Source organism: Salana multivorans, assembly GCF_003751805.1.
Classification (GTDB): Bacteria; Actinomycetota; Actinomycetes; order Actinomycetales; family Beutenbergiaceae; genus Salana; species Salana multivorans.
The window spans coordinates 397,564-416,165 of record NZ_RKHQ01000001.1 but is presented as its reverse complement, the minus strand read 5'-3'; the positions used below and the strand labels follow the sequence as shown (position 1 = coordinate 416,165).

17 protein-coding genes are annotated in these 18,602 nt (G+C 73.8%); 9 read left to right on the top strand and 8 right to left on the bottom strand.

Features of this window, described 5'->3' with window-relative positions:
* Window positions 1-14 precede the first annotated feature (14 nt).
* From EDD28_RS01980 to EDD28_RS01965, 4 genes are all read left to right on the top strand, one after another.
* Entirely contained in the window at window positions 15-1,001 is a 987-nt protein-coding gene (locus EDD28_RS01980; RefSeq protein WP_123738099.1) for an acetylxylan esterase, read from the top strand.
* 134 nt (window positions 1,002-1,135) lie between these two features.
* A complete protein-coding gene (locus EDD28_RS01975) occupies window positions 1,136-1,546 on the top strand; it encodes an FKBP-type peptidyl-prolyl cis-trans isomerase (protein WP_123738098.1) in 411 nt (136 codons plus the stop codon).
* Window positions 1,547-1,683: 137 nt separating this feature from the next.
* On the top strand, window positions 1,684-2,724 hold the full coding sequence (locus EDD28_RS01970) for a PHP domain-containing protein (protein WP_123739870.1): 1,041 nt from the start codon (window positions 1,684-1,686) through the stop codon (window positions 2,722-2,724).
* Between the two features lie 312 nt (window positions 2,725-3,036).
* The gene (locus EDD28_RS01965; RefSeq protein WP_123738097.1) at window positions 3,037-5,508 is read left to right on the top strand and encodes a glycogen/starch/alpha-glucan phosphorylase; all 2,472 of its coding nucleotides are present in this window, start codon (window positions 3,037-3,039) and stop codon (window positions 5,506-5,508) included.
* A gap of 72 nt (window positions 5,509-5,580) precedes the next feature.
* Here EDD28_RS01965 and EDD28_RS01960 read toward each other — a convergent pair whose 3' ends face one another.
* The 3 genes from EDD28_RS01960 to msrA form a co-directional block, all read right to left on the bottom strand.
* Entirely contained in the window at window positions 5,581-6,363 is a 783-nt protein-coding gene (locus EDD28_RS01960) for a lipase family protein (RefSeq protein WP_148059516.1), read from the bottom strand.
* Complete coding sequence (locus EDD28_RS01955) at window positions 6,360-7,286, bottom strand: alpha/beta fold hydrolase (protein ID WP_123738095.1); 927 nt, start codon at window positions 7,284-7,286, stop codon at window positions 6,360-6,362. The genes EDD28_RS01960 and EDD28_RS01955 overlap by 4 nt, the downstream gene beginning before the upstream one ends.
* 85 nt (window positions 7,287-7,371) lie before the next feature.
* Window positions 7,372-8,010 carry a peptide-methionine (S)-S-oxide reductase MsrA gene (gene msrA, locus EDD28_RS01950; RefSeq protein ID WP_123739869.1) on the bottom strand — a complete coding sequence of 213 codons (639 nt, stop codon included), beginning with the start codon at window positions 8,008-8,010 and terminating at the stop codon, window positions 7,372-7,374.
* A gap of 75 nt (window positions 8,011-8,085) precedes the next feature.
* Between msrA and EDD28_RS01945 the strand changes: the two genes are divergently transcribed.
* Window positions 8,086-9,369, top strand: a complete 1,284-nt coding sequence (locus EDD28_RS01945) for a threonine ammonia-lyase (protein ID WP_245967875.1) — start codon at window positions 8,086-8,088, stop codon at window positions 9,367-9,369.
* Window positions 9,370-9,511: 142 nt separating this feature from the next.
* Here EDD28_RS01945 and greA read toward each other — a convergent pair whose 3' ends face one another.
* Both greA and EDD28_RS17785 read right to left on the bottom strand, forming a co-directional pair.
* Window positions 9,512-9,994: a transcription elongation factor GreA gene (greA, locus tag EDD28_RS01940; protein ID WP_281272541.1), complete on the bottom strand. Its 483-nt coding sequence runs from the start codon at window positions 9,992-9,994 to the stop codon at window positions 9,512-9,514.
* Between the two features lie 141 nt (window positions 9,995-10,135).
* A complete protein-coding gene (locus tag EDD28_RS17785) occupies window positions 10,136-10,675 on the bottom strand; it encodes a DUF4307 domain-containing protein (protein WP_245967874.1) in 540 nt (179 codons plus the stop codon).
* 163 nt (window positions 10,676-10,838) lie between these two features.
* Between EDD28_RS17785 and mca the strand changes: the two genes are divergently transcribed.
* The 3 genes from mca to EDD28_RS01920 are packed head-to-tail and all read left to right on the top strand — an operon-like array spanning window position 10,839 to window position 13,016.
* Window positions 10,839-11,711, top strand: coding sequence for a mycothiol conjugate amidase Mca (gene mca, locus EDD28_RS01930; protein WP_123739867.1), 873 nt, complete (start codon window positions 10,839-10,841; stop codon window positions 11,709-11,711).
* Window positions 11,708-12,139: a hypothetical protein gene (locus tag EDD28_RS01925; protein ID WP_123738092.1), complete on the top strand. Its 432-nt coding sequence runs from the start codon at window positions 11,708-11,710 to the stop codon at window positions 12,137-12,139. Before mca ends, EDD28_RS01925 begins: the two co-directional genes overlap by 4 nt.
* A 1-nt stretch (window position 12,140) precedes the next feature.
* Window positions 12,141-13,016, top strand: a complete 876-nt coding sequence (locus EDD28_RS01920; protein ID WP_170169317.1) for a nitrilase-related carbon-nitrogen hydrolase — start codon at window positions 12,141-12,143, stop codon at window positions 13,014-13,016.
* A gap of 54 nt (window positions 13,017-13,070) precedes the next feature.
* On the opposite strand, the gene EDD28_RS01915 is transcribed toward EDD28_RS01920, so the two are convergent.
* Both EDD28_RS01915 and trhA read right to left on the bottom strand, forming a co-directional pair.
* Window positions 13,071-14,135 carry a PPK2 family polyphosphate kinase gene (locus tag EDD28_RS01915; protein WP_123738090.1) on the bottom strand — a complete coding sequence of 355 codons (1,065 nt, stop codon included), beginning with the start codon at window positions 14,133-14,135 and terminating at the stop codon, window positions 13,071-13,073.
* Between the two features lie 81 nt (window positions 14,136-14,216).
* A complete protein-coding gene (gene trhA / locus EDD28_RS01910; RefSeq protein WP_123738089.1) occupies window positions 14,217-15,014 on the bottom strand; it encodes a PAQR family membrane homeostasis protein TrhA in 798 nt (265 codons plus the stop codon).
* 221 nt (window positions 15,015-15,235) lie between these two features.
* On the opposite strand from trhA, the gene EDD28_RS01905 reads away from it, so the two are divergent.
* Window positions 15,236-16,006, top strand: coding sequence for an isoprenyl transferase (locus EDD28_RS01905; RefSeq protein ID WP_123738088.1), 771 nt, complete (start codon window positions 15,236-15,238; stop codon window positions 16,004-16,006).
* On the opposite strand, the gene EDD28_RS01900 is transcribed toward EDD28_RS01905, so the two are convergent.
* Entirely contained in the window at window positions 16,003-18,510 is a 2,508-nt protein-coding gene (locus EDD28_RS01900) for an MMPL family transporter (protein WP_123738087.1), read from the bottom strand. The genes EDD28_RS01905 and EDD28_RS01900 overlap by 4 nt on opposite strands.
* Window positions 18,511-18,602 lie beyond the last annotated feature (92 nt).

Below are 18,602 nucleotides of genomic sequence, written 5' to 3'. Positions count from 1 at the left end.
CCTAGAGTCGTCGGGTGGCGTACTTCGACCTCCCGCTCGACCAGCTCACCGCCTACCGTCCGGAGCTTCGCGCGCCCGACGACCTCGCGCGGTTCTGGAGCGACACGCTCGCGCAGGCGCGCCAGCACGACGTCGACGTGGTGCTGGATCCCGTCCCCACCGGGCTGCGCACGGTCCAGGTGTACGACGTCACCTTCCGCGGCTTCGCCGGCGACCCCGTCAAGGGGTGGTTCGTGCGTCCCGCGAACGACGAGGTCGTCCCGACGGTCGTCGAGTTCGTCGGCTACGGCGGCGGCCGGGGCCTGCCCCACGAGCGCCTCGCGTGGGCCAGCGCCGGGTACGGGCATCTCGTCATGGACTCCCGCGGGCAGGGGTCGGGGTGGGGGACCGGCGGGGGGACGGGCGACCCGCACGGCTCCGGTCCGCACCGCCCCGGCTTCATGACGATGGGCATCGAGGCCCCCGAGCACCACTACTACCGCCGGCTCTACACCGACGGTGTGCGGGCCGTCGACGCCGCGCGCGCCATCCCGGGCGTCGACCCCGAGGCGATCGCCGTCACGGGGGTCTCCCAGGGCGGGGGCACCACGCTGGCCGTCGCCGGTCTCGCCGACGGGCTCGTCGCCGTCATGCCCGACGTGCCCTTCATGTGCCAGATCGACCGGGCGATCACGATCACGGACGCGTACCCCTACCGCGAGGTCGTCGACTACCTGCACGTCCACCGGCAGGCCGAGCAGCGCGTCCTCGACACGCTGGCCTACCTCGACGCGGCCTCGATCGCTCGCTCCGCGAGCGCGCCGGCGCTGTTCTCCGTCTCGCTCATGGACCAGACCTGCCCGCCCTCGACGGTGTACGCCGCGTTCAACCACTACGGGCACCCCGAGGGCAGCGAGATCGACGTGTTCAAGTACAACGGCCACGAGGGCGGGGAGGGGTACCGCTGGCCGCGGCAGCTCGCGTTCCTCGAGCGCGTCCTGCGCGCTCGCCCGCGGGGCTGACGCGGGGCGGCCGCTCGCCGACACTCGGTCGGCCGCTCACCGGGGGCCGGCCGGCCGCCGACGGACGAGTGTCGGACCCGGGTCGTAGGGTTGTCCGGTCGGCACCCGCCGCGCCTCCCGACGAAAGGCACCCCATGTCAACGCTCCCCACCGCGTCCGGCTCCTTCGGCGACAAGCCCGTCCTCACCTTCCCGGACAGCGCGGCCCCCGAGGACCTCGCGGTCGTCGTGCTCGAGCAGGGTGACGGCGCCGAGGTCGAGGCCGGCCAGTCGATCGAGGTCAACTACCTCGGCCAGACGTGGGCTCCCGGCGGCGGTCGCATCTTCGACAACTCCTACGACCGCGGCAGCTCGATCTCGTTCCCGATCGGCGTCGGCGCCGTCATCGCCGGCTGGGACGACGCGCTCGTCGGCCAGCAGATCGGCTCGCGCGTCCTCGTCTCCATCCCGCCGCACCTGGGCTACGGCCACCGGGGCATGCCCGCCGCCGGGATCAAGGGGACGGACACGCTCGTCTTCGTCGTCGACATCCTCGGCGCTCGCTGAGACGTCCCGGACCCGCCCCGGCCATGACCGACGAGAGCGTCCAGCCCGCTTTCCACGGGCCGCCCGGGTCCGCGCGCGCTGACGGGCCGGACGCCGGTGCGTGGACGGCGAGCGCCGGGACGTCGGTGGCGCCCGCGGTGCCCGTCGTCGCCGCGCTGCGCGAGATCGCCTTCTGGCGCGAGCGCGCACGGACCGACCCCCACCGCGTCATGGCGTACCGCAACGCCGCCGATCTCGTCGCCGGGCTCTCCGGCGACGAGATCGCGGCGCTCGGGACGGTCCAGGCGGCCTGGAAGCGGCTGCCGGGGATCGGGGCGTCGACGGCTGCGGCGATCTGCTCGGCCCTGGCCGGGACGGTGCCGGGGGCGCTCGTCGAGGCCCGCGCCGAGGCGCGCGAGCTGCTCCCCGACGACGACGCGGCGTCCCGCGCGCTCGCCGCCCGGCTGCGCGGCGACCTGCACGCCCACTCCCACGCGTCCGACGGCAGCGCGTCGATCGCGGAGATGGCGGCGGTCGCGCGGGCCCTGGGCCGGGAGTACCAGGCGATCACCGACCACTCGCCCCGCCTGCGCGTCGCGAACGGCCTGAGCGCCGACCGCCTGCGCGCGCAGCTCGACGAGGTCACCGCCCTCAACGCGGCCTTCGCTGCGGAGGGCGCCGACTTCCGCGTCCTCACCGGCATCGAGGTCGACATCCTCCCCGACGGCACGCTCGACCAGGACGAGGCCCTCCTGCTCCGGGTCGACGTGGTCGTCGCCTCCGTCCACTCCGAGCTGCGGATGGAGCGCGAGGCCATGACGGTCCGGATGGTCGCCGCCGCGGCGAACCCGCGCGTCGACGTGCTGGGGCACTGCACGGGGCGGCTGGTCGAGGGCGAGCGCGGCGTCCGGCCGCCCTCGGAGTTCGACGCCGAGGTCGTGTTCGAGGCGTGCGCGCAGTTCGGGACGGCCGTCGAGATCAGCTCGCGTCCCGAGCGCCGCGACCCGCCGCTGGACCTGCTGCGGCTCGCCGTCGAGGCGGACTGCCTGTTCTCCATCGACTCCGACGCCCACGCGCCCGGCCAGCTCGCCTGGCTGCCCTGGGGCGCCCAGCGGGCCGTCGCGGGAGGCGTCGACCCGGACCGCATCGTCACGACGTGGTCGCGCGACCGGCTGCTCGCCTGGTCGCGCGGCGAGTAGGCCCGGCGTCGGGCACCCGCGCGACGCGCGGAGCCTCGCCGTGGCCCTCGCGGGACGCGCGTCGACTCGCCACGCCGGAGCGCGCCACGTGTGAGTTGGGTCACATCGTTGCAACGGCTTGCGGAAAACTTGCAGCGCGGAACGCCCGCGTGGCGGCCCTTCCCGAGCCCCCGTGCTCACCCCCGGATCGCGGGCCCGAGCGCCGCGTCGGGACCATCGCCGTGCGCGGGAGGTGCCCGACTCGTTACCGTGGCACCCGTGTCCACCGAGAGTCATGACGAAACCGCCGTCCCGGCCGACGCCGCCACGGCTGTGAAGACCCACCCCCTCGCCACCGCGCCGGTCGCGGGGCCGCCGACGTCCGTCGACGGCTTCGTGAAGGAGTTCCTGCGCGAGCTGAACTTCGGCCAGGGCGTCACCCTCGCCCAGTCGACGGTCAACGACCAGTACCTCGCCCTCGCCCGCACCGTGCGCCACTACCTCATGGCGCGCTGGCTGGAGACCTCGCGTCGCCAGTTCGAGCAGCAGACCAAGGGCGTCGCGTACCTGTCCGCCGAGTACCTGCTCGGCCGTCAGCTCGGCAACGCGCTCCTCGCGACCGACCTCACCGAGGTCGTCGAGGACGGGCTGCGCAGCCTCGGCATCGACCTCGCGACGCTGCGCTCCCAGGAGGTCGAGCCCGGTCTCGGCAACGGCGGCCTCGGCCGTCTCGCCGCGTGCTTCATCGACTCGCTGGCCACGATGGGCGTCCCGTGCATCGGCTACGGCATCCGCTACGAGTACGGCATCTTCCGCCAGACGTTCGTCGACGACCAGCAGGTCGAGCAGCCGGACGGCTGGCTCGCGCTCGGCGCGCCGTGGGAGTTCCCGCACCCCGAGCAGGCCCAGCTCATCGGATTCGGCGGCCACACGGAGACCTACGACGACGAGGGCGTGACCCGCACGCGCTGGGTCCCCGCGTGGGACGTCAAGGCGCTGCCGTACAACTACATGGTCCCCGGCTACCTCAACGGACGCGTCAACACGCTGCGCCTGTGGCGCGCCGTCGCGACCGACGCGTTCGACCTCAAGATCTTCAACGCCGGCGACTTCGAGGAGGCCGTGCGCTCGCAGACCTTCGCGGAGAACATCTCCAAGGTGCTCTACCCGGAGGACTCCACGCCCCAGGGCAAGGAGCTGCGCCTGCAGCAGCAGTACTTCTTCGTCGCCGCGTCGATCAAGAACTTCGTCTACGACGTCCTTCCCGAGGGCTTCGACCTGCACGAGCTGCCCGAGCGGATCATCTTCCAGCTCAACGACACCCACCCCGTCATCGGCGTCCCCGAGCTCATGCGCGTGCTCGTCGACGAGAAGAAGATGGACTGGGACGAGGCCTGGGCGATCACGAAGCAGTGCTTCGCCTACACCTGCCACACCCTCCTGCCGGAGGCGCTCGAGGTCTGGTCGGTCGACCTGCTCGGCCGCCTGCTGCCGCGCCACCTCGAGATCATCTACCGGATCAACGACGAGTTCCTCGCCGAGGTCCGGGAGAAGTTCGGTGACGACGAGCTGCGCATCCGCCGCATGTCCATCATCCAGGAGTACCCGGCCCGCGCCGTCCGGATGGCCTACCTCGCGACCGTCGCCGGCGCGAAGGTCAACGGGGTCGCGGAGCTGCACAGCCAGCTCCTGCGCGAGAAGGTCCTGCCGGACTTCGACGAGTTCTACCCCGGCAAGTTCACGAACGTGACGAACGGCGTGACCCCCCGCCGGTTCCTCCGCCTCGCGAACCCGGCGCTGTCCGAGCTCATCACCGAGACGATCGGCGTCGGCTGGATCACGGACCTCGAGCGGCTGCGCGAGCTCGAGCCCTACGCCGAGGACGAGGAGTTCCGCGCCCGGTTCGCCGCGATCAAGGCGCACAACAAGCGCCGTGCCAACGCCGTGCTCCTCGAGCGCGACGGCTTCACCGTGCCGGACGACCACATGGTCGACGTCATGGTCAAGCGCCTGCACGAGTACAAGCGCCAGCTCCTCAAGGTGCTGCACATCGTCACGCTGTACGACCGGATCGTCTCGGGCGAGGTGGCGGCGGCCGACGTCACGCCGCGCACGTTCATCTTCGGCGCGAAGGCGGCCGCGGGCTACGCGATGGCCAAGCGGATCATCCACCTCATCAACGCGGTCGGCTCGACCGTCAACGCCGACCCGCGCGTCGAGGGCCGGCTCAAGGTGCTCTTCCCGCCGAACTACAACGTGACGCTGGCCGAGAAGGTCATCCCGGCGGCCGACCTGTCCGAGCAGATCTCGCTCGCGGGCAAGGAGGCCTCCGGCACGGGCAACATGAAGTTCGCGCTCAACGGCGCCCTCACGATCGGCACGGACGACGGCGCCAACGTCGAGATCCGCGAGCTGGTCGGGGACGAGAACTTCTTCCTCTTCGGCATGTCCGAGCCCGAGGTCCAGGCGCTGCAGGACGCCGGCTACCGCCCGAGCGCGTTCTACGAGAGCGACCCGACGCTGCGCCGCGCCATCGACCTCATCGCGAGCGGCGCGTTCTCGGGCGGGGACCGCTCGACGTTCGAGCCGGTGGTCTCCAACCTCCTGCACCAGGACCGGTTCATGGTGCTGGCGGACTTCGCGTCCTACATCGCCGAGCAGGACCGGGTGGACGTGGCCTACGGCGACCAGGAGCAGTGGACCCGCTCCGCGATCCTCAACGTCGCGCGCACGGGCTTCTTCTCCTCCGACCGCTCGATGGTCGACTACATCGACCGGATCTGGCACACGCCGCCGGTGCGCTGACCGGCCCCGCCGGACGTCCCCGACGCGGAACGACCCCCGTCGCCACGACTCGCTCGTGGCGGCGGGGGTCCTTCACGTCCCGGCGGTGTCGAACCGGGCGACGGCGTCGAGCACCGCTCGACGCACGTCGGGATGGCCGACGATCCGGAAGTGCCCGACGGCGTCCACCCGCACGTTGCGCGCCCCCGCCAGGAAGGAACCGCCGGGGACGTGCGGGTCGAACGCCGCGTAGATCGACACGATCCGGTGGTCGGCGTCGCGGCGGCGGGACAGGTCGCGGATGGCGAGGTCGCGGTCGGACAGCGCCCGCACCGGGCCGCCGGGGAACCACCGGGCGCGCGTCGAGCCGGCGAACGGCGTGTTGATCGTGACCATGCCGCGCACGCGGTCGCCGAGCCGGCCGAGCATGAGCTCCTTGCCGACGAGGCCGCCCTTGGAGTGGCCGAGGACGACGAGGTCGCGGGTCCCGGCCACCCGCAGCCGGGCGGCGACGACGCGGCCGGACTCCGCGAGCCCCGACACGTTCCGGCCGAGCTCGGGCACGGCGACGACGGGGTGACCCCGGCCGTTGAGCAGGCGTGCCAGCGGCTCGAGGTAGTACCAGCTCTCGTAGATGCCGGGCAGCAGCAGGATCGGGACGCGGTCGCCCTCGAGCAGCTCCCGTGGGGGCTCGGGGGCGAGCCGCGCGCGCAGCTGCACGCCGAGGATGTAGCGGTAGTCGTCCGCCCAGGCCGCCGCGACGCGCACCGCGTCGCGCAGCCGCCGCGGCTCACCACGCTGCGGCTCGCGACCGCGCGTCTCGTGACGGGACGGCGACGGGGGCCGCCCTCCCGGCCGTCCGGCCGGTCGTGTCACCGTGCGGTCTCCGCCGGGTCGATGGCCTCGGCGACCCGGGCCGCGTCGTCCTCGGCGTCCTCCTCGGTCCCGACGGCCAGCCCGTCGGGGGAGGCGATCGGGTCGCGCCCGTCCACCAGCGTCCCGTCGAGCTCCGAGCCGTCGGCGTGGGCGATGACGAGCTCGGTCAGCTCGGCGAAGTGCTCGTACACGACCGAGTGGGAGGCGCCCGTGATCTCGGCGAGCGAGCCGGCCGGAAGGGTGTCGGCGAGCAGGGTGGCCCACTCGCGCGGCGCCACCCGGTCCCAGGTCCCGCGCACCACGAGCGTCCGGGCCTCGACGAGCGCGACGCGGTCCTCGATCGGGTACTCGAGCAGGCCGGGCAGCACGGCGAGGATCCAGTGCGGACCGCAGCGCAGGTAGCCGGCGACCGCGGTGCGCCGTGTCCCGAAGGACTCGTGCAGCGAGCTCTGGGCGAGCCGGAGCGCCTGGCGCACGGGCGAGCGCTCGGAGGCGTTGACGGGTGGGCCGACGAGGACCGCGCGGGTGGCGAGGTCCGGGTACCGGGCCAGCACCTCGACCACGACCTGCGCGCCCATCGAGTGACCGACCAGCACGGGGTCGGCGAGCCCCTCCCGGCGGACCCAGGCCGCGACGACGTCGGCGTAGCCGCCGATGCCGAGCCGGCGCCCGTGGTGCGGCACGCCGTCGAACCCGGGCAGGTCGAGGAGGTGGACGGTGCCCGTGCGCGCGAGCCGCGCCGCGATCGGCTCGAAGTACTCGCTCGACACCCCGAGCCCGTGCACGAGGACGTAGTGCCGGTCGGCCGGGGCGTCGTCCGTCGTCAGCCGCCAGACCCGGAGGTACTCGTCGTCGACGAGCAGGCGCTGCAGGCGAACCGTGAGGCCGTTGGGGGCCAGCTTCATCTTGTCCAGGCGCGGCACGCCTCGACCGTACCAAGGTGCGCGGGCCGGACGGGCCGAGTCCTCCGAGACGCCCAGCGTGCCGGGGCGCCCGCCCGGCGCGGGGCTAGAACGTGACGCCGGTGGCGTGGGCCGGGCAGTAGCCCGTCGGGTTCCACGCGAGGTACTGCTGGTGGTACGGCTCGGCGTACCAGAAGGGACCCGCCTCGCTCGCCGGCCGGATCTCCGTGGCGATCTCGCCGTACCCGGCCTGCGTCAGCCGCTCCTGGTAGCGCTCGCGGGAGGCCTCGATCGCGTCGCGCTGCTCCGGCGTCGTCCAGTAGATCGCCGAGCGGTACTGCGTGCCGCGGTCGTTGCCCTGGCGGTGGACCTGCGTGGGGTCGTGCTGGGTCCAGAACGTCTCGAGCAGCGTCCCGAGCTGCACCTGCTCCGGGTCGTAGGCGATCATCACCGTCTCCGTGTGGCCGGTCTGCCCGGTGCACGTCTCCTCGTACGTCGGGTTGGGCGTGAACCCACCCATGTAGCCGACGGCCGTCGTGACGACGCCGGGGAGCTGCCAGAAGTGCTTCTCCTCGCCCCAGAAGCAGCCCATCGCGACGTACAGCACCTGCGTCCCCTCGGGGAACGGCCCCTGGATCGGCGTGCCGAGCACGCGGTGGACGCCCGCCGTGTCGAACGCGGGCTCCTGGCGCCCGGGGAGGGCGTCGTCGAGCGTGACCATGTGGGGAGCGGTGCGGAAGAACATGCTCAGGTCAACGACGTCGGCGACCCGGCTGTTCCCCGGCTCCCGCGGCGCGCCCGACGGTGGCAGGCTTGACCCGTGACTCCCGTCCCCTCCGGCCGCGCCGATCCGTGCGCCCCCGTCCCCGCCGTGACGCGCGAGGACGTCGAGCGCGCGCGGCTCACGATCGCCGACGCGCTGCACCGCACGCCCGTGCTCTCCTCCGAGGCGTTCTCGGGGCTGGCCGGCACCCACGTCGAGCTCAAGGCCGAGCACCTGCAGCGCACGGGCAGCTTCAAGGTCCGCGGTGCGCTCGTCCGGCTCGCCAACCTGACGCCGCAGGAGCGCGCTCGCGGCGTGGTCGCCGCGTCGGCCGGGAACCACGCGCAGGGCGTTGCGTGGGCCGCGCGCCGGCTCGGGATCGACGCCGAGGTGCACATGCCGGCCGACGCCTCGCTGCCGAAGGTCGACGCGACGCGCGGCTACGGCGCCGGCGTCGTGCTGGGCGGGCTGAGCGTCGAGGACGCGGTGGCCAGGGCCCGCGAGGTCGCCGAGCGCGAGGGCAGGACCTTCATCCACCCGTACGACCACCCCGACGTCGTGGCGGGCCAGGGCACGATCGGGCTGGAGATCGTCGAGCAGGTGCCGGACGTCGGGACCATCCTCGTCCCGACGGGCGGCGGCGGTCTGCTCGCCGGCATCGCCGCGGCCGTCCCGGACCACGTGCGCGTCATCGGCGTCCAGGCCGAGCGCGCCGCGTGCTACCCGCCGGCGCTGGCGGCGGGCGAGCCCGTGGTCGTCGCGACCGAGCGCACCATGGCCGACGGGATCGCGGTCGGGATCGCCGGCGCGGTGCCGCTCTCGGTCGTGCGCGCCCGCCACGTCCCCGTCGTGACGGTGACCGAGGACTCGCTCTCGCGCGCGGTCCTCTCGCTGGCCGAGCGCGCCAAGCAGGTGGTCGAGCCCGCGGGGGCTGCGGGGGCCGCCGCCCTCGTCCAGGGCGCCGCCTCGCCGCCGCACCAGGGCATCGACGCGCTCGGCGAGCTCATCGACCCGAGCCGGCCCCTCGTCGTCGTGCTCTCGGGCGGGAACGTCGACCCGATCGTGCTGCGCAAGGTGTTCCGCCACGGCATGTCGGCCGCCGGCCGCTACCTCCACCTGCGCTGTCACCTCACGGACCGGCCGGGCCACCTGGCGCGGCTGCTCGGCGTGATCGCCGAGACGGGCGCCGACGTCGTCACGGTCGGCCACGTCCGGACCGGGTCGGGGCTCGGGGTCGACGAGACCGCCGTCGACATCGAGGTCGTCACGAAGGGCTGGGAGCACTCGGGCGAGGTGCTCTCCCGGATCCGCGAGGCCGGGTACGACGCGGCCGAGCGCTGACGGCCGGCCGCGTCCCCGGCGCTGAGCCCACCCCGCCCGCCGGCCGCCCCACCAGCGCCGGGCACGCGGAACGCCCGGGTGGCCGAGGCCGCCCGGGCGTTGCGTCGTGTCGGTGTCGTCGGCGCGGAGCGCGCCGACGACGTCAGCCCTGGTAGGGCGTGGCCGCGAGGATCTCGACGGCGACGTCCGTCCCGCGCGGGGACTTGTACGCCGTCGTGTCGCCGACCTTGGTCCCGTTGATCGCCGCGCCGAGCAGCGAGGACGGGGAGAAGACCTCGATGTCGATGTCGTCGGCCTGCACCTCGCGGGAGGCGAACAGGAACGTCATCTCGCGACCGGCGACGCTGGCCGTCACGACCATGCCCGGCTCCACCACGCCGTCGTCCGGCGGGGCCTCGCCGACCTCGGCGTGGCGCAGGATCTCCTCGAGCTGCCGGATCCGGGCCTCGGCCTTGCCCTGCTCCTCGCGCGCGGCGTGGTACCCGCCGTTCTCCTTGAGGTCGCCCTCGCTGCGGGCCTGCTCGATCCGAGCGGTGATCTCGCTGCGGCCCGGCCCCTTGAGGTGCTCGAGCTCGGCGGTGAGTCGGTCGTAGGCGTCCTGAGTCATCCACGTGGTCTCAGCCACGGCTAGCTCCTTCGTACGTGGAACGCCGTCCACACGCGGAGGGCCGCGGGGCCCACGGTGCGGACGGCGATGAATCTCCCATGATAGCGCTCCGGGCGGCCCGCGACGCCGGAAATGCCCTCGGAGGGCCCGTCGGAGGCCTCAGGGCTCGATCGCGAAGCACCCGTTCTCGACGGCGCGACCCTGCTCGGCGCGCGCGTACGTCGCGACCTCGACCTCGAGCGTCACGGTGTGCCCGCCGCCCGGCCGGGCCGCCACCTCGACCGTGCGCGCGCCGACCTGGGCGAGCGAGGCGTCGACCGCCTCGACCGTGCAGGTGACCGCCACCGCGGGATCGGGCCGCGTGACGGCGAGCTGGACGACGACGGCCTCGTCGGACGTCACCTCGTAGGAGACGGCCTGCGCGGTCGCGACGGCGTCGTCGCCGAGCACGTTGATCGCGACGATGATCGCGGTGAGGACGACGGCGACGAGGGCGCTGCCGATCCAGGCGACCCAGCGGCCGAACCCGGGGCCTGAGCCGCCGGCGGCGCCGTCCGGGTCCTCGGCACCGTCGGGCCGGTCCGGCCCGTCCGGACGGCCGGCTGGCCCGGCGGGGCGGGCGCCGGGGTGCGCCCCCGGCCGGGTGCCGTACCGGCGGGCGAGGCGCTCGGCGCTCGTTCCGGGGGCGGGAGACGTCACGGACCCAGTCTGCCTCACCGGGCGGCTCACCGGGCGGCTCACCGGGCGGGTGGCCCGGCGGCTCATCCGTCCGGACCAGGTGCGAGAATGGCCGGGGCCCGATCCGGGCCGGCACCACCGCAACCGAGGACATTCAGGAGGGTTCGTGAGCGAGCTGCGTCTCATGGCCGTGCACGCGCACCCGGACGACGAGTCGAGCAAGGGCGCCGGGACGATGGCCCGGTACGCGGACGAGGGCGCCGACGTCCTCGTGGTCACGTGCACCGGCGGCGAGCGGGGAGACATCCTCAACCCGAGCCTGCTGCACGACCCCGAGGTCCTCGCGGACCTGCCCGCGCGTCGCCGGCTCGAGATGGCCGCGGCCGCCAGCGCGCTCGGCGTGCGGCAGACCTGGCTGGGATTCGTCGACTCGGGCCTGCCCGAGGGCGACCCGCTGCCGCCGCTGCCGGAGGGCTGCTTCGCGCTGACGCCGCTGACCGAGACCGTTCCGGCGCTCGTCGCGCTCATCCGCGAGTTCCGTCCGCAGGTGCTGCTCACCTACGACGAGAACGGCGGCTACCCGCACCCCGACCACATCATGACCCACGTGGTCTCGATGGCCGCCGTCGAGGCCGCGGCCGACCCGGAGCAGTACCCGGAGCTCGGCGCCGCCTGGGACGTGGCGAAGGTCTACTACCACGTGTCGTTCCGCCGCTCGCAGATGAAGGCGGTCCACGAGGCGCTTGTCGCGCGCGGGCTGGAGTCGCCGTTCGGCTCGTGGCTCGAGGACTGGGACGACCACGACGGGCGCGCCGCGACGGCCCGCGTCGACGTCGCCGGCTACTACCCCCAGCGCGACGCGGCCCTGCGCGCCCACGCGACCCAGATCGACCCGGACGGGTTCTTCTTCGCCGTGCCGCGTGACGTCGAGGCGGAGATCTGGCCGTGGGAGGAGTTCGAGCTGGTGCGCTCGACGATCCCGCCGACCCGCCCCGACGGCGAGCCCGAGGAGGACCTCTTCGAGGGGATCCGGACGCCGGTCGAGGTGGCGCCGTGAGCACCGCCGTCGACGCGCTGGCCGCCGGCGTCGTCGTCCTCGCCGACACGCAGCCGGAGGACTGGGAGGTCTCCCCGGGCCTCGTCGGGTTCGTCGCGACCTTCCTCCTGGCGCTCGCCGTCATCGCGCTCATGCTCTTCTTCGTGCGCGACCTGCGGAAGGTCAACCGCGCGTTCGCGCGCCGCGACGGCACGTCCGCGACGTCGACGACGCTGAGCAACGACCGCAACGTCGAGTCGTCGATCGGCTCGCCGTGGCCCTACGCCGACGGCGAGGCGGCGACCGAGGCGGACCGCGCCGCGCGGATCCAGGGCGGAAGCCCTGAGAGTCCCGCGAGTCCCGCGCGTCCCGGCGGCCCCGACGGCGGCGCGGCCGCCGTGACCACCGCGACCGATGACTCCCGCGGCGGCGGGTCGGCCGGGGCCTGACGTGTCCGTGCGGCTGGCCGTCGCGCAGCTCGCGGCCGACGGTCCCGCCGCCGGCGAGGCGCTCGGCGCCTGGCGCGACCGGCTGCTGACCCTCGCCACCCGGGCGGTCGCGGCGGCGGGCGAGGCCGGCTGCGGCGTCGTCGTCCTGCCGGAGTACACGTCGGGCTGGCAGGCGCGGCTCGGTCCCGAGCTCGCCGACGACGAGGGCGGGGCGCTGGTCGTCGGGCTGCGCGCCGCGGCCCGCGCGGCCGGGATCGCCGTCGTGGTCGGCATCCTCGTCCCGGCGAGCAGCGATCGGGCACGCAACCTGACCCTCGTGATCGCGCCGGACGGCGAGGTCGTCGGCCGGTACGCGAAGGTGCACCTGTACGACGCCTACGGCGCGCGGGAGTCCGACCTGCTCGACGCGGGCGAGCCGGACCGACCGCTCGTCGTCGACATGCCGACCGCCGACGGCTGGGTGCTGCGCCTCGGCGTCGTGACCTGCTACGACCTGCGGTTCCCCGAGTCGGTGCGCGCGCTCACGGACGTCGCCGGCGGCGCCCCCGTCGACGTCGTCGCGGTCGGCGCTGCCTGGAGCGGCGGGCCGGACAAGGCCGAGCAGCTCCGGACGCTCGTGCGGGCCCGGGCGATCGAGAACACGGCCTACGTCGCGCTGGCGTCGCAGGCGGGACGCGGACGTGTCGGCGGGTCGGCGATCGTCGACCCGCGCGGCGCGGTGCTCGCCGCGGTGGACGACGGGGCCGACCGCGGCAGCCGGGTGGGCGCGGACGCGCCGGTGCTCGCCGTCGCGACGATCACCGGCGAGGAGCTCGCGCGGGTTCGCGAGGCCAGCCCCGTGCTCCGGCACCGGCGCTACCGCGTCACCCCGGCCTGACCGGTCCGCCCGCGGCTCGGCTCCGCGGTGCGGCGCGGGACCAGCCGCGCGGGGCTAGACGGGCTCGTCCTGCTGCGCGTCCAGCGCTGCCGTCGCCTCGGCGACGTCGAAGTCGGCCGGCGGCCACGACAGGTCGAGGTCGCGCAGGGCCTGGACGACGAGCTCGGCGACGGCCAACCGCGCGAACCACTTGTTGTCCGCCGGGATGACGTACCACGGCGCCCACGACGTGTTCGTGCGGTCGAGCACGAGCTGGTAGGCCTCGTCGTAGGCCGGCCGCTTCGCCCGGACGGCGAGGTCGCCGAGGGAGAACTTCCAGTACTTGTCGGGGCGCTCGAGCCGCTCGCGCAGGCGCCGGTACTGCTCGTGCGGCGAGACGACGAGCGCGACCTTGACGATCGAGGTCTCGCGCTCGACGAGCGCCCGCTCGAACTCGTTGATCTCCTCGTAGCGGCCCTCGATCTCCTCGAGCGGGGCGAGGGAGTCGACGCGGACGACGAGCACGTCCTCGTACTGCGAGCGGTCGAAGACGCCGATCCTGCCGCCGGCCGGGAGCGAGCGGTCGATCCGCCACAGGTAGTGGTGGCTGCGCTCCTCCGGCGTCGGCACGCCGAACGACCGGATGGAGACGCCCTGCGGGTCGACCATGCCGACGACGTGTCGCACGATGCCGCCCTTGCCGGCCGTGTCGAGCCCCTGGAGCACGAGGAGGACGGCGCGGCGCCCGCCCGAGCGACCCTCGGCGAACAGGCGCTCCTGCAGCTCGGACAGCTCCTCGCCGAGCGCGGCCAGCCGGGCCTCGGCCTCGGCCCGCGAGCCGGTCCAGCCGGGCGTCGCGGCGGCGTCGAGGTCCGCGATCCGGAAGCCATCGCCGACGGCGAGGGCCTCGCGCGGGGGCGTCGTCCAGTCCTCGGACCCGGCGGTCGTGACGGGGACGGGCGCGAGCGAGTCGTCGCCCGTCGCGGCCCCGCGGGACGTGGCTGCCTTGCCGGACTTCTTCGACTTCTTCGGCTTCTTCGCCTTCTCGCCCCGGTCGGCCTTCGTGGCCTTGCCGCCCGCGCCCGGCTCGTGCGACTTCTTCCCCGTCCCGGACTTCTTCGACGCCTTGTTCTTGGCCACGGCTGGCTCCCTTCGACTGGGCAGGTTGTCCCCGAGCGTAGTTCCCGTCGGGGTCGACCCTCCCGGGCGTCGGCGGACGTCCTACATCGCGGTGCGCAGCTGCAGGACCACGAGGAAGATCGCGATGGCGTGACAGGTGTACCCGCCGAGGGTGCCGACGTGGAAGATCTCGTGGAACCCGAACCAGCGCGGGCTGGGGTTGGGGCGCTTGAGCGCGTAGACGACGGCGCCGAGCGTGTAGCAGATGCCCCCGGCGATGACGAGCCACATGACGGCGGGGCCGCCGGCGCGCTGGAAGGCGGGGAGGAACCACACGGCGACCCAGCCGAGCGCGATGTAGATCGGCACGTAGAGCCAGCGCGGGGCCGAGAGCCAGAACACGCGCAGCCCGATCCCGACGAGCGCGCCGGACCACACGACGACCAGCAGGATCCATCGGGTCGGGGACGGGAGCAGCAGCACGGCGAGCGGTGTGTAGGTGCCGGCGATGACGAGGAAGATGTTCGAGTGGTCGAGGCGGCGCAGGACGGCCAGCGTCCGCGCGCTCCACGTGCCCCGGTGGTAGACGCCCGACATCGAGAACAGCGCCGTCGTCGCGATCCCGAACACGGCGGTGCTCCACCGCGCCTCGGCGGTCGGCGACAGCACGACGAGCACGATCCCCACGGCGACGACGAACGGCGTCATGCCCGCGTGGATCCACCCGCGCAGGCGTGGCTTGACCGCGTCGACGAGGTGCTCGACGGCGGACTCGACGGTCAGCCGAGCAGGCTTGTCCGATCCTGGGGTGCTCACGTCACCGCTGCGCTCGCTCGTGGTCGGCTCCTCGTTCCGGGGCGCCGGCGCCGAGCCGGAGCCCTTCGAGATGGTGCTGGACATCGTGCCTCACTTCTAACCTACGTCACCGTAGGTTAGCCCAGGCGGCGGTCCGGGACACGTCCGCGGGCGGCCCGGGGCGTGAGGAGTTCGTGACGGTTGAGCGCGCGGCGTCCGGCGACCGCCTGCGCGCGCGCCGGCTTCGGTAGGTTGACCCCCGGACACCGGACCGGCGCCGAGCGCCGGCCCGGCACGGGTGTCGGGCAACGTCGGAGGGAGGCGCCGTGGCGGAGAACGTCTTCGACCGCGCGCTCTACGGGCTGTACGAGCGACGGCTGACGCGGGCGGTGGCGGGCAAGCAGGTGCCGAACCACATCGGCATCATGATGGACGGCAACCGCCGCTGGGCCCGGCAGGTCGACGCGCCGCCGGCGCACGGCCACCGCGCGGGCGCGGACAAGATCGTCGACGTCCTCGGCTGGGCCGACCAGGTCGGCGTCAAGATCGTCACGCTGTGGATGCTCTCGACGGACAACCTCAACCGGGACCCGGAGGAGCTGACCGCGCTCGTCCGGATCATCGAGGACGCCGTCGCCGACCTCGCCGCGTCGCGACGCTGGCGCATCCGGGCCCTCGGCAACCTCGACCTCCTGCCGCCGTCGACGGCCTCCCGGCTGCGCGCCGCCGAGGACCTGACGCGCGACGTCGAGGGGATGACCGTCAACGTCGCCGTCGGGTACGGCGGGCGCCAGGAGATCGCCGACGCCGTCCGGTCGATCCTCTCGGAGCGCGCCGAGGCCGGCGAGACGCTGGAGGACGTCGCGCGCACGCTCACGGTCGAGGAGATCACCGAGCACCTCTACACCCGCGGGCAGCCCGATCCCGAGCTCGTCATCCGCACGTCGGGGGAGCAGCGCGTCAGCGGCTTCCTGCTGTGGCAGAGCGTCCACTCGGAGTTCTACTTCTGCGAGGCGTACTGGCCGGACTTCCGCCGCGTCGACTTCCTCCGCGCGATCCGTGACTACACGACGCGGGAGCGTCGGCTCGGCCGCTAGTCCGAGGCGGTCGAGGCTCCCGCGGCTGCCGGTGCCGCCGACCTCGCGTCGCCGCCCGGCAGGTCGGCCGGGTCGCCGGCGGGCTCGGACGACGACGGGATCGGGTGCGCGCGCTCGAGCGCCGCCCCCTCGACGTCGACGTTCGGCAGCAGGCGGTCGAGCCAGCGGGGCAGCCACCAGACCCGGTCGCCGACGAGGTGCATCGCGGAGCTGACGAGCAGCAGGCGCACGACGAACGCGTCGACGAGCACGCCGACCGCGAGACCGAACCCGAGCGGCCGGATCATCGTGAGGTGGGAGAAGGTGAAGCCGCCGAAGACCGCGACCATGATCGACGCGGCCGCGATCACGACCGCCCGGCTCTGGTGCCGTCCCGCGCTGACGGCCGCCCGGGCGCTCGCCCCGTGGGCGTAGGCCTCGCGCATCGCCGAGGCGAGGAAGAGCTGGTAGTCCATCGCCAGCCCGAACAGCACGCCGGTGATGATGAGCGGCGCAAAGCTCAGGAGCGGCCCCGGCTCGTTGACGCCGAACACCGAGCCGAGCCAGCCCCACTGGAAGATGGCCGTCGTGGCGCCGAGCGCGGCGAGCAGGGACAGCACGAAGCCGGCGGTCGCGAGCACGGGCAGCACGAGCGAGCGGAAGACGATCACGAGGATGACGAGCGAGAGCCCGACCACGACGACGAGGTAGAGCGGCAGCGTCTCGCCCAGGCGCTCGGAGATGTCGATGTTGCCCGACGCGAAGCCGGCGACGCCGAGGGGCGAGCCGGTGTCGAGCACGTCGAGCCCCCGCAGGTCGTGGACGAGCGCCTCGGTCGACTCGCTCGAGGGCCCGTCGACGGGGACGACCTGGAAGGCGAGGAAGTCGGCGTCGTCCGAGACCCCGATCGGGGCGACGGCGACGACGTCGCCCGCGTCCATGATCGCCCGCGCGATCGCGACCTGGGTCGGCAGGACGTCGAGCTCCTCCATCGGCGCGTCCAGCGACGCGGTGACGAGGAGGGCGCCGTTCTGCCCAGCTCCGAACTGCTCCGCCGTGAGGGCGTAGGCGCGGTACTGGGTGCTGTCGGCGCTCTCCGTCGCCCCGTCGGGCAGGCCGAGGCGCATCCCCAGCGCGGGGATCGCCATGACGGCGAGCAGGGCGACGCCGGCGACGATCGACGCGACGGCGCGCGACGTCCGCATCGGCGCCGGCGTCGGGTGCGCGACGGGAGCCGCCCCACGCTCGCTGCGACGCAGGACGCGGGTGCCGATGAGGCCGAGCAGGGCCGGGGTGAGCGTGATCGCGACCAGCACGGCGATGAGGACGCAGCCGGCGCCGACCGTGCCCATGAGGCCGAGGAAGCCGATGCCGGACACGTTGAGCGCGAGGAGGGCGACGAGGACGGTCGCGCCCGCGAACACGACCGCGTTGCCGGCCGTGCCGTTGGCCAGCCCGATCGACTCGCGCACGTCCATGCCGGCGCGGACCTGGGTGCGGTGGCGGTTGACGATGAAGAGGGAGTAGTCGATGCCGACCGCGAGCCCGAGCATGAGCCCGAGCACCGGCGTCACCGACGACATCTCGACGAGGCCGGACAGCGCCATCGCGCCGGCGACCCCCACCCCGACGCCGACGAGGGAGGAGACGACGGGCAGGAGCGCCGGCAGCGCCGTCCGGAACATGAGGAACAGCACGAGCGCCGCCACGACGAGGCCGACGATCTCGCCCGGTCCCACGATGCCGTCGACGGACGTGGCGAGCTGGCTGGAGTACTCGACCGCGACGCCGTCGGGGGCGCCGTCGTCGAGCGTCGTCATGATGGCGTCCTTGAGGTCCTGCCCGACCGACATGGCGTCCTGCTCGAACGAGACGACGCCGATCGCGGTGCTGCCGTCCGGCGAGACCGTGCGGATCCCGGCGGCGAACGACATGAGCTCCTGGCCGAGCGCGAGCTGGTCCGCCTGGATCTCGAGGCCGGCGAGCTGGGTCTCGACCTCCGTGAGCTGCGCGGTGAGCGAGTCCACGTCGGTCGCGGGGTCGGCGTCCTGGGCGGCCGCGCCGGGGTCGGCGGCCTGGGCCAGGGCGGCCTGGAGCTGGTCGCGGCTCGCGGTGAGGGCGGTGGTCGCCGTCTCGTTGTCGGCGAGCTGGGTCGCGAGGTCCTCGGCCTGGAGGGTCATCTCCTCGACCGTGGCGAACGGGTCGACGACGCGGTCGACGCCGTCGAGCTCCGCGACCCGGGCGAGGGCGTCGCTGATGCCCTGGCGCTGCGCGTCGTCGAGCGGTGCGCCGTCCCGCGTGTGAAGGACGACGTTGGCGGTCGCGCCCGACGTGCCGAGCTCCTCCGCCAGGAGCGAGCTGACCCGCTCAGTCTCCGTCCCGGGGATCGAGAAGGACGAGGCGAGGGTTCCGCCGAACGTCAGGAACGCCCCGGCGGCGAGGCCGAGGACGACGAGCCAGCCGGTGACGACGAGCCAGGCGCGGCGGGCCGCGCCGACGCCGATCCGGTAGAGCAGGGTGGCCATGGGGATCCCTTCGAGAGGAGACCGAGCGTCCGGGGCGCCGAGCCCGAACGTCGGAGCACGGGAACTTTAAACCACACTTGTCGACTATCCAA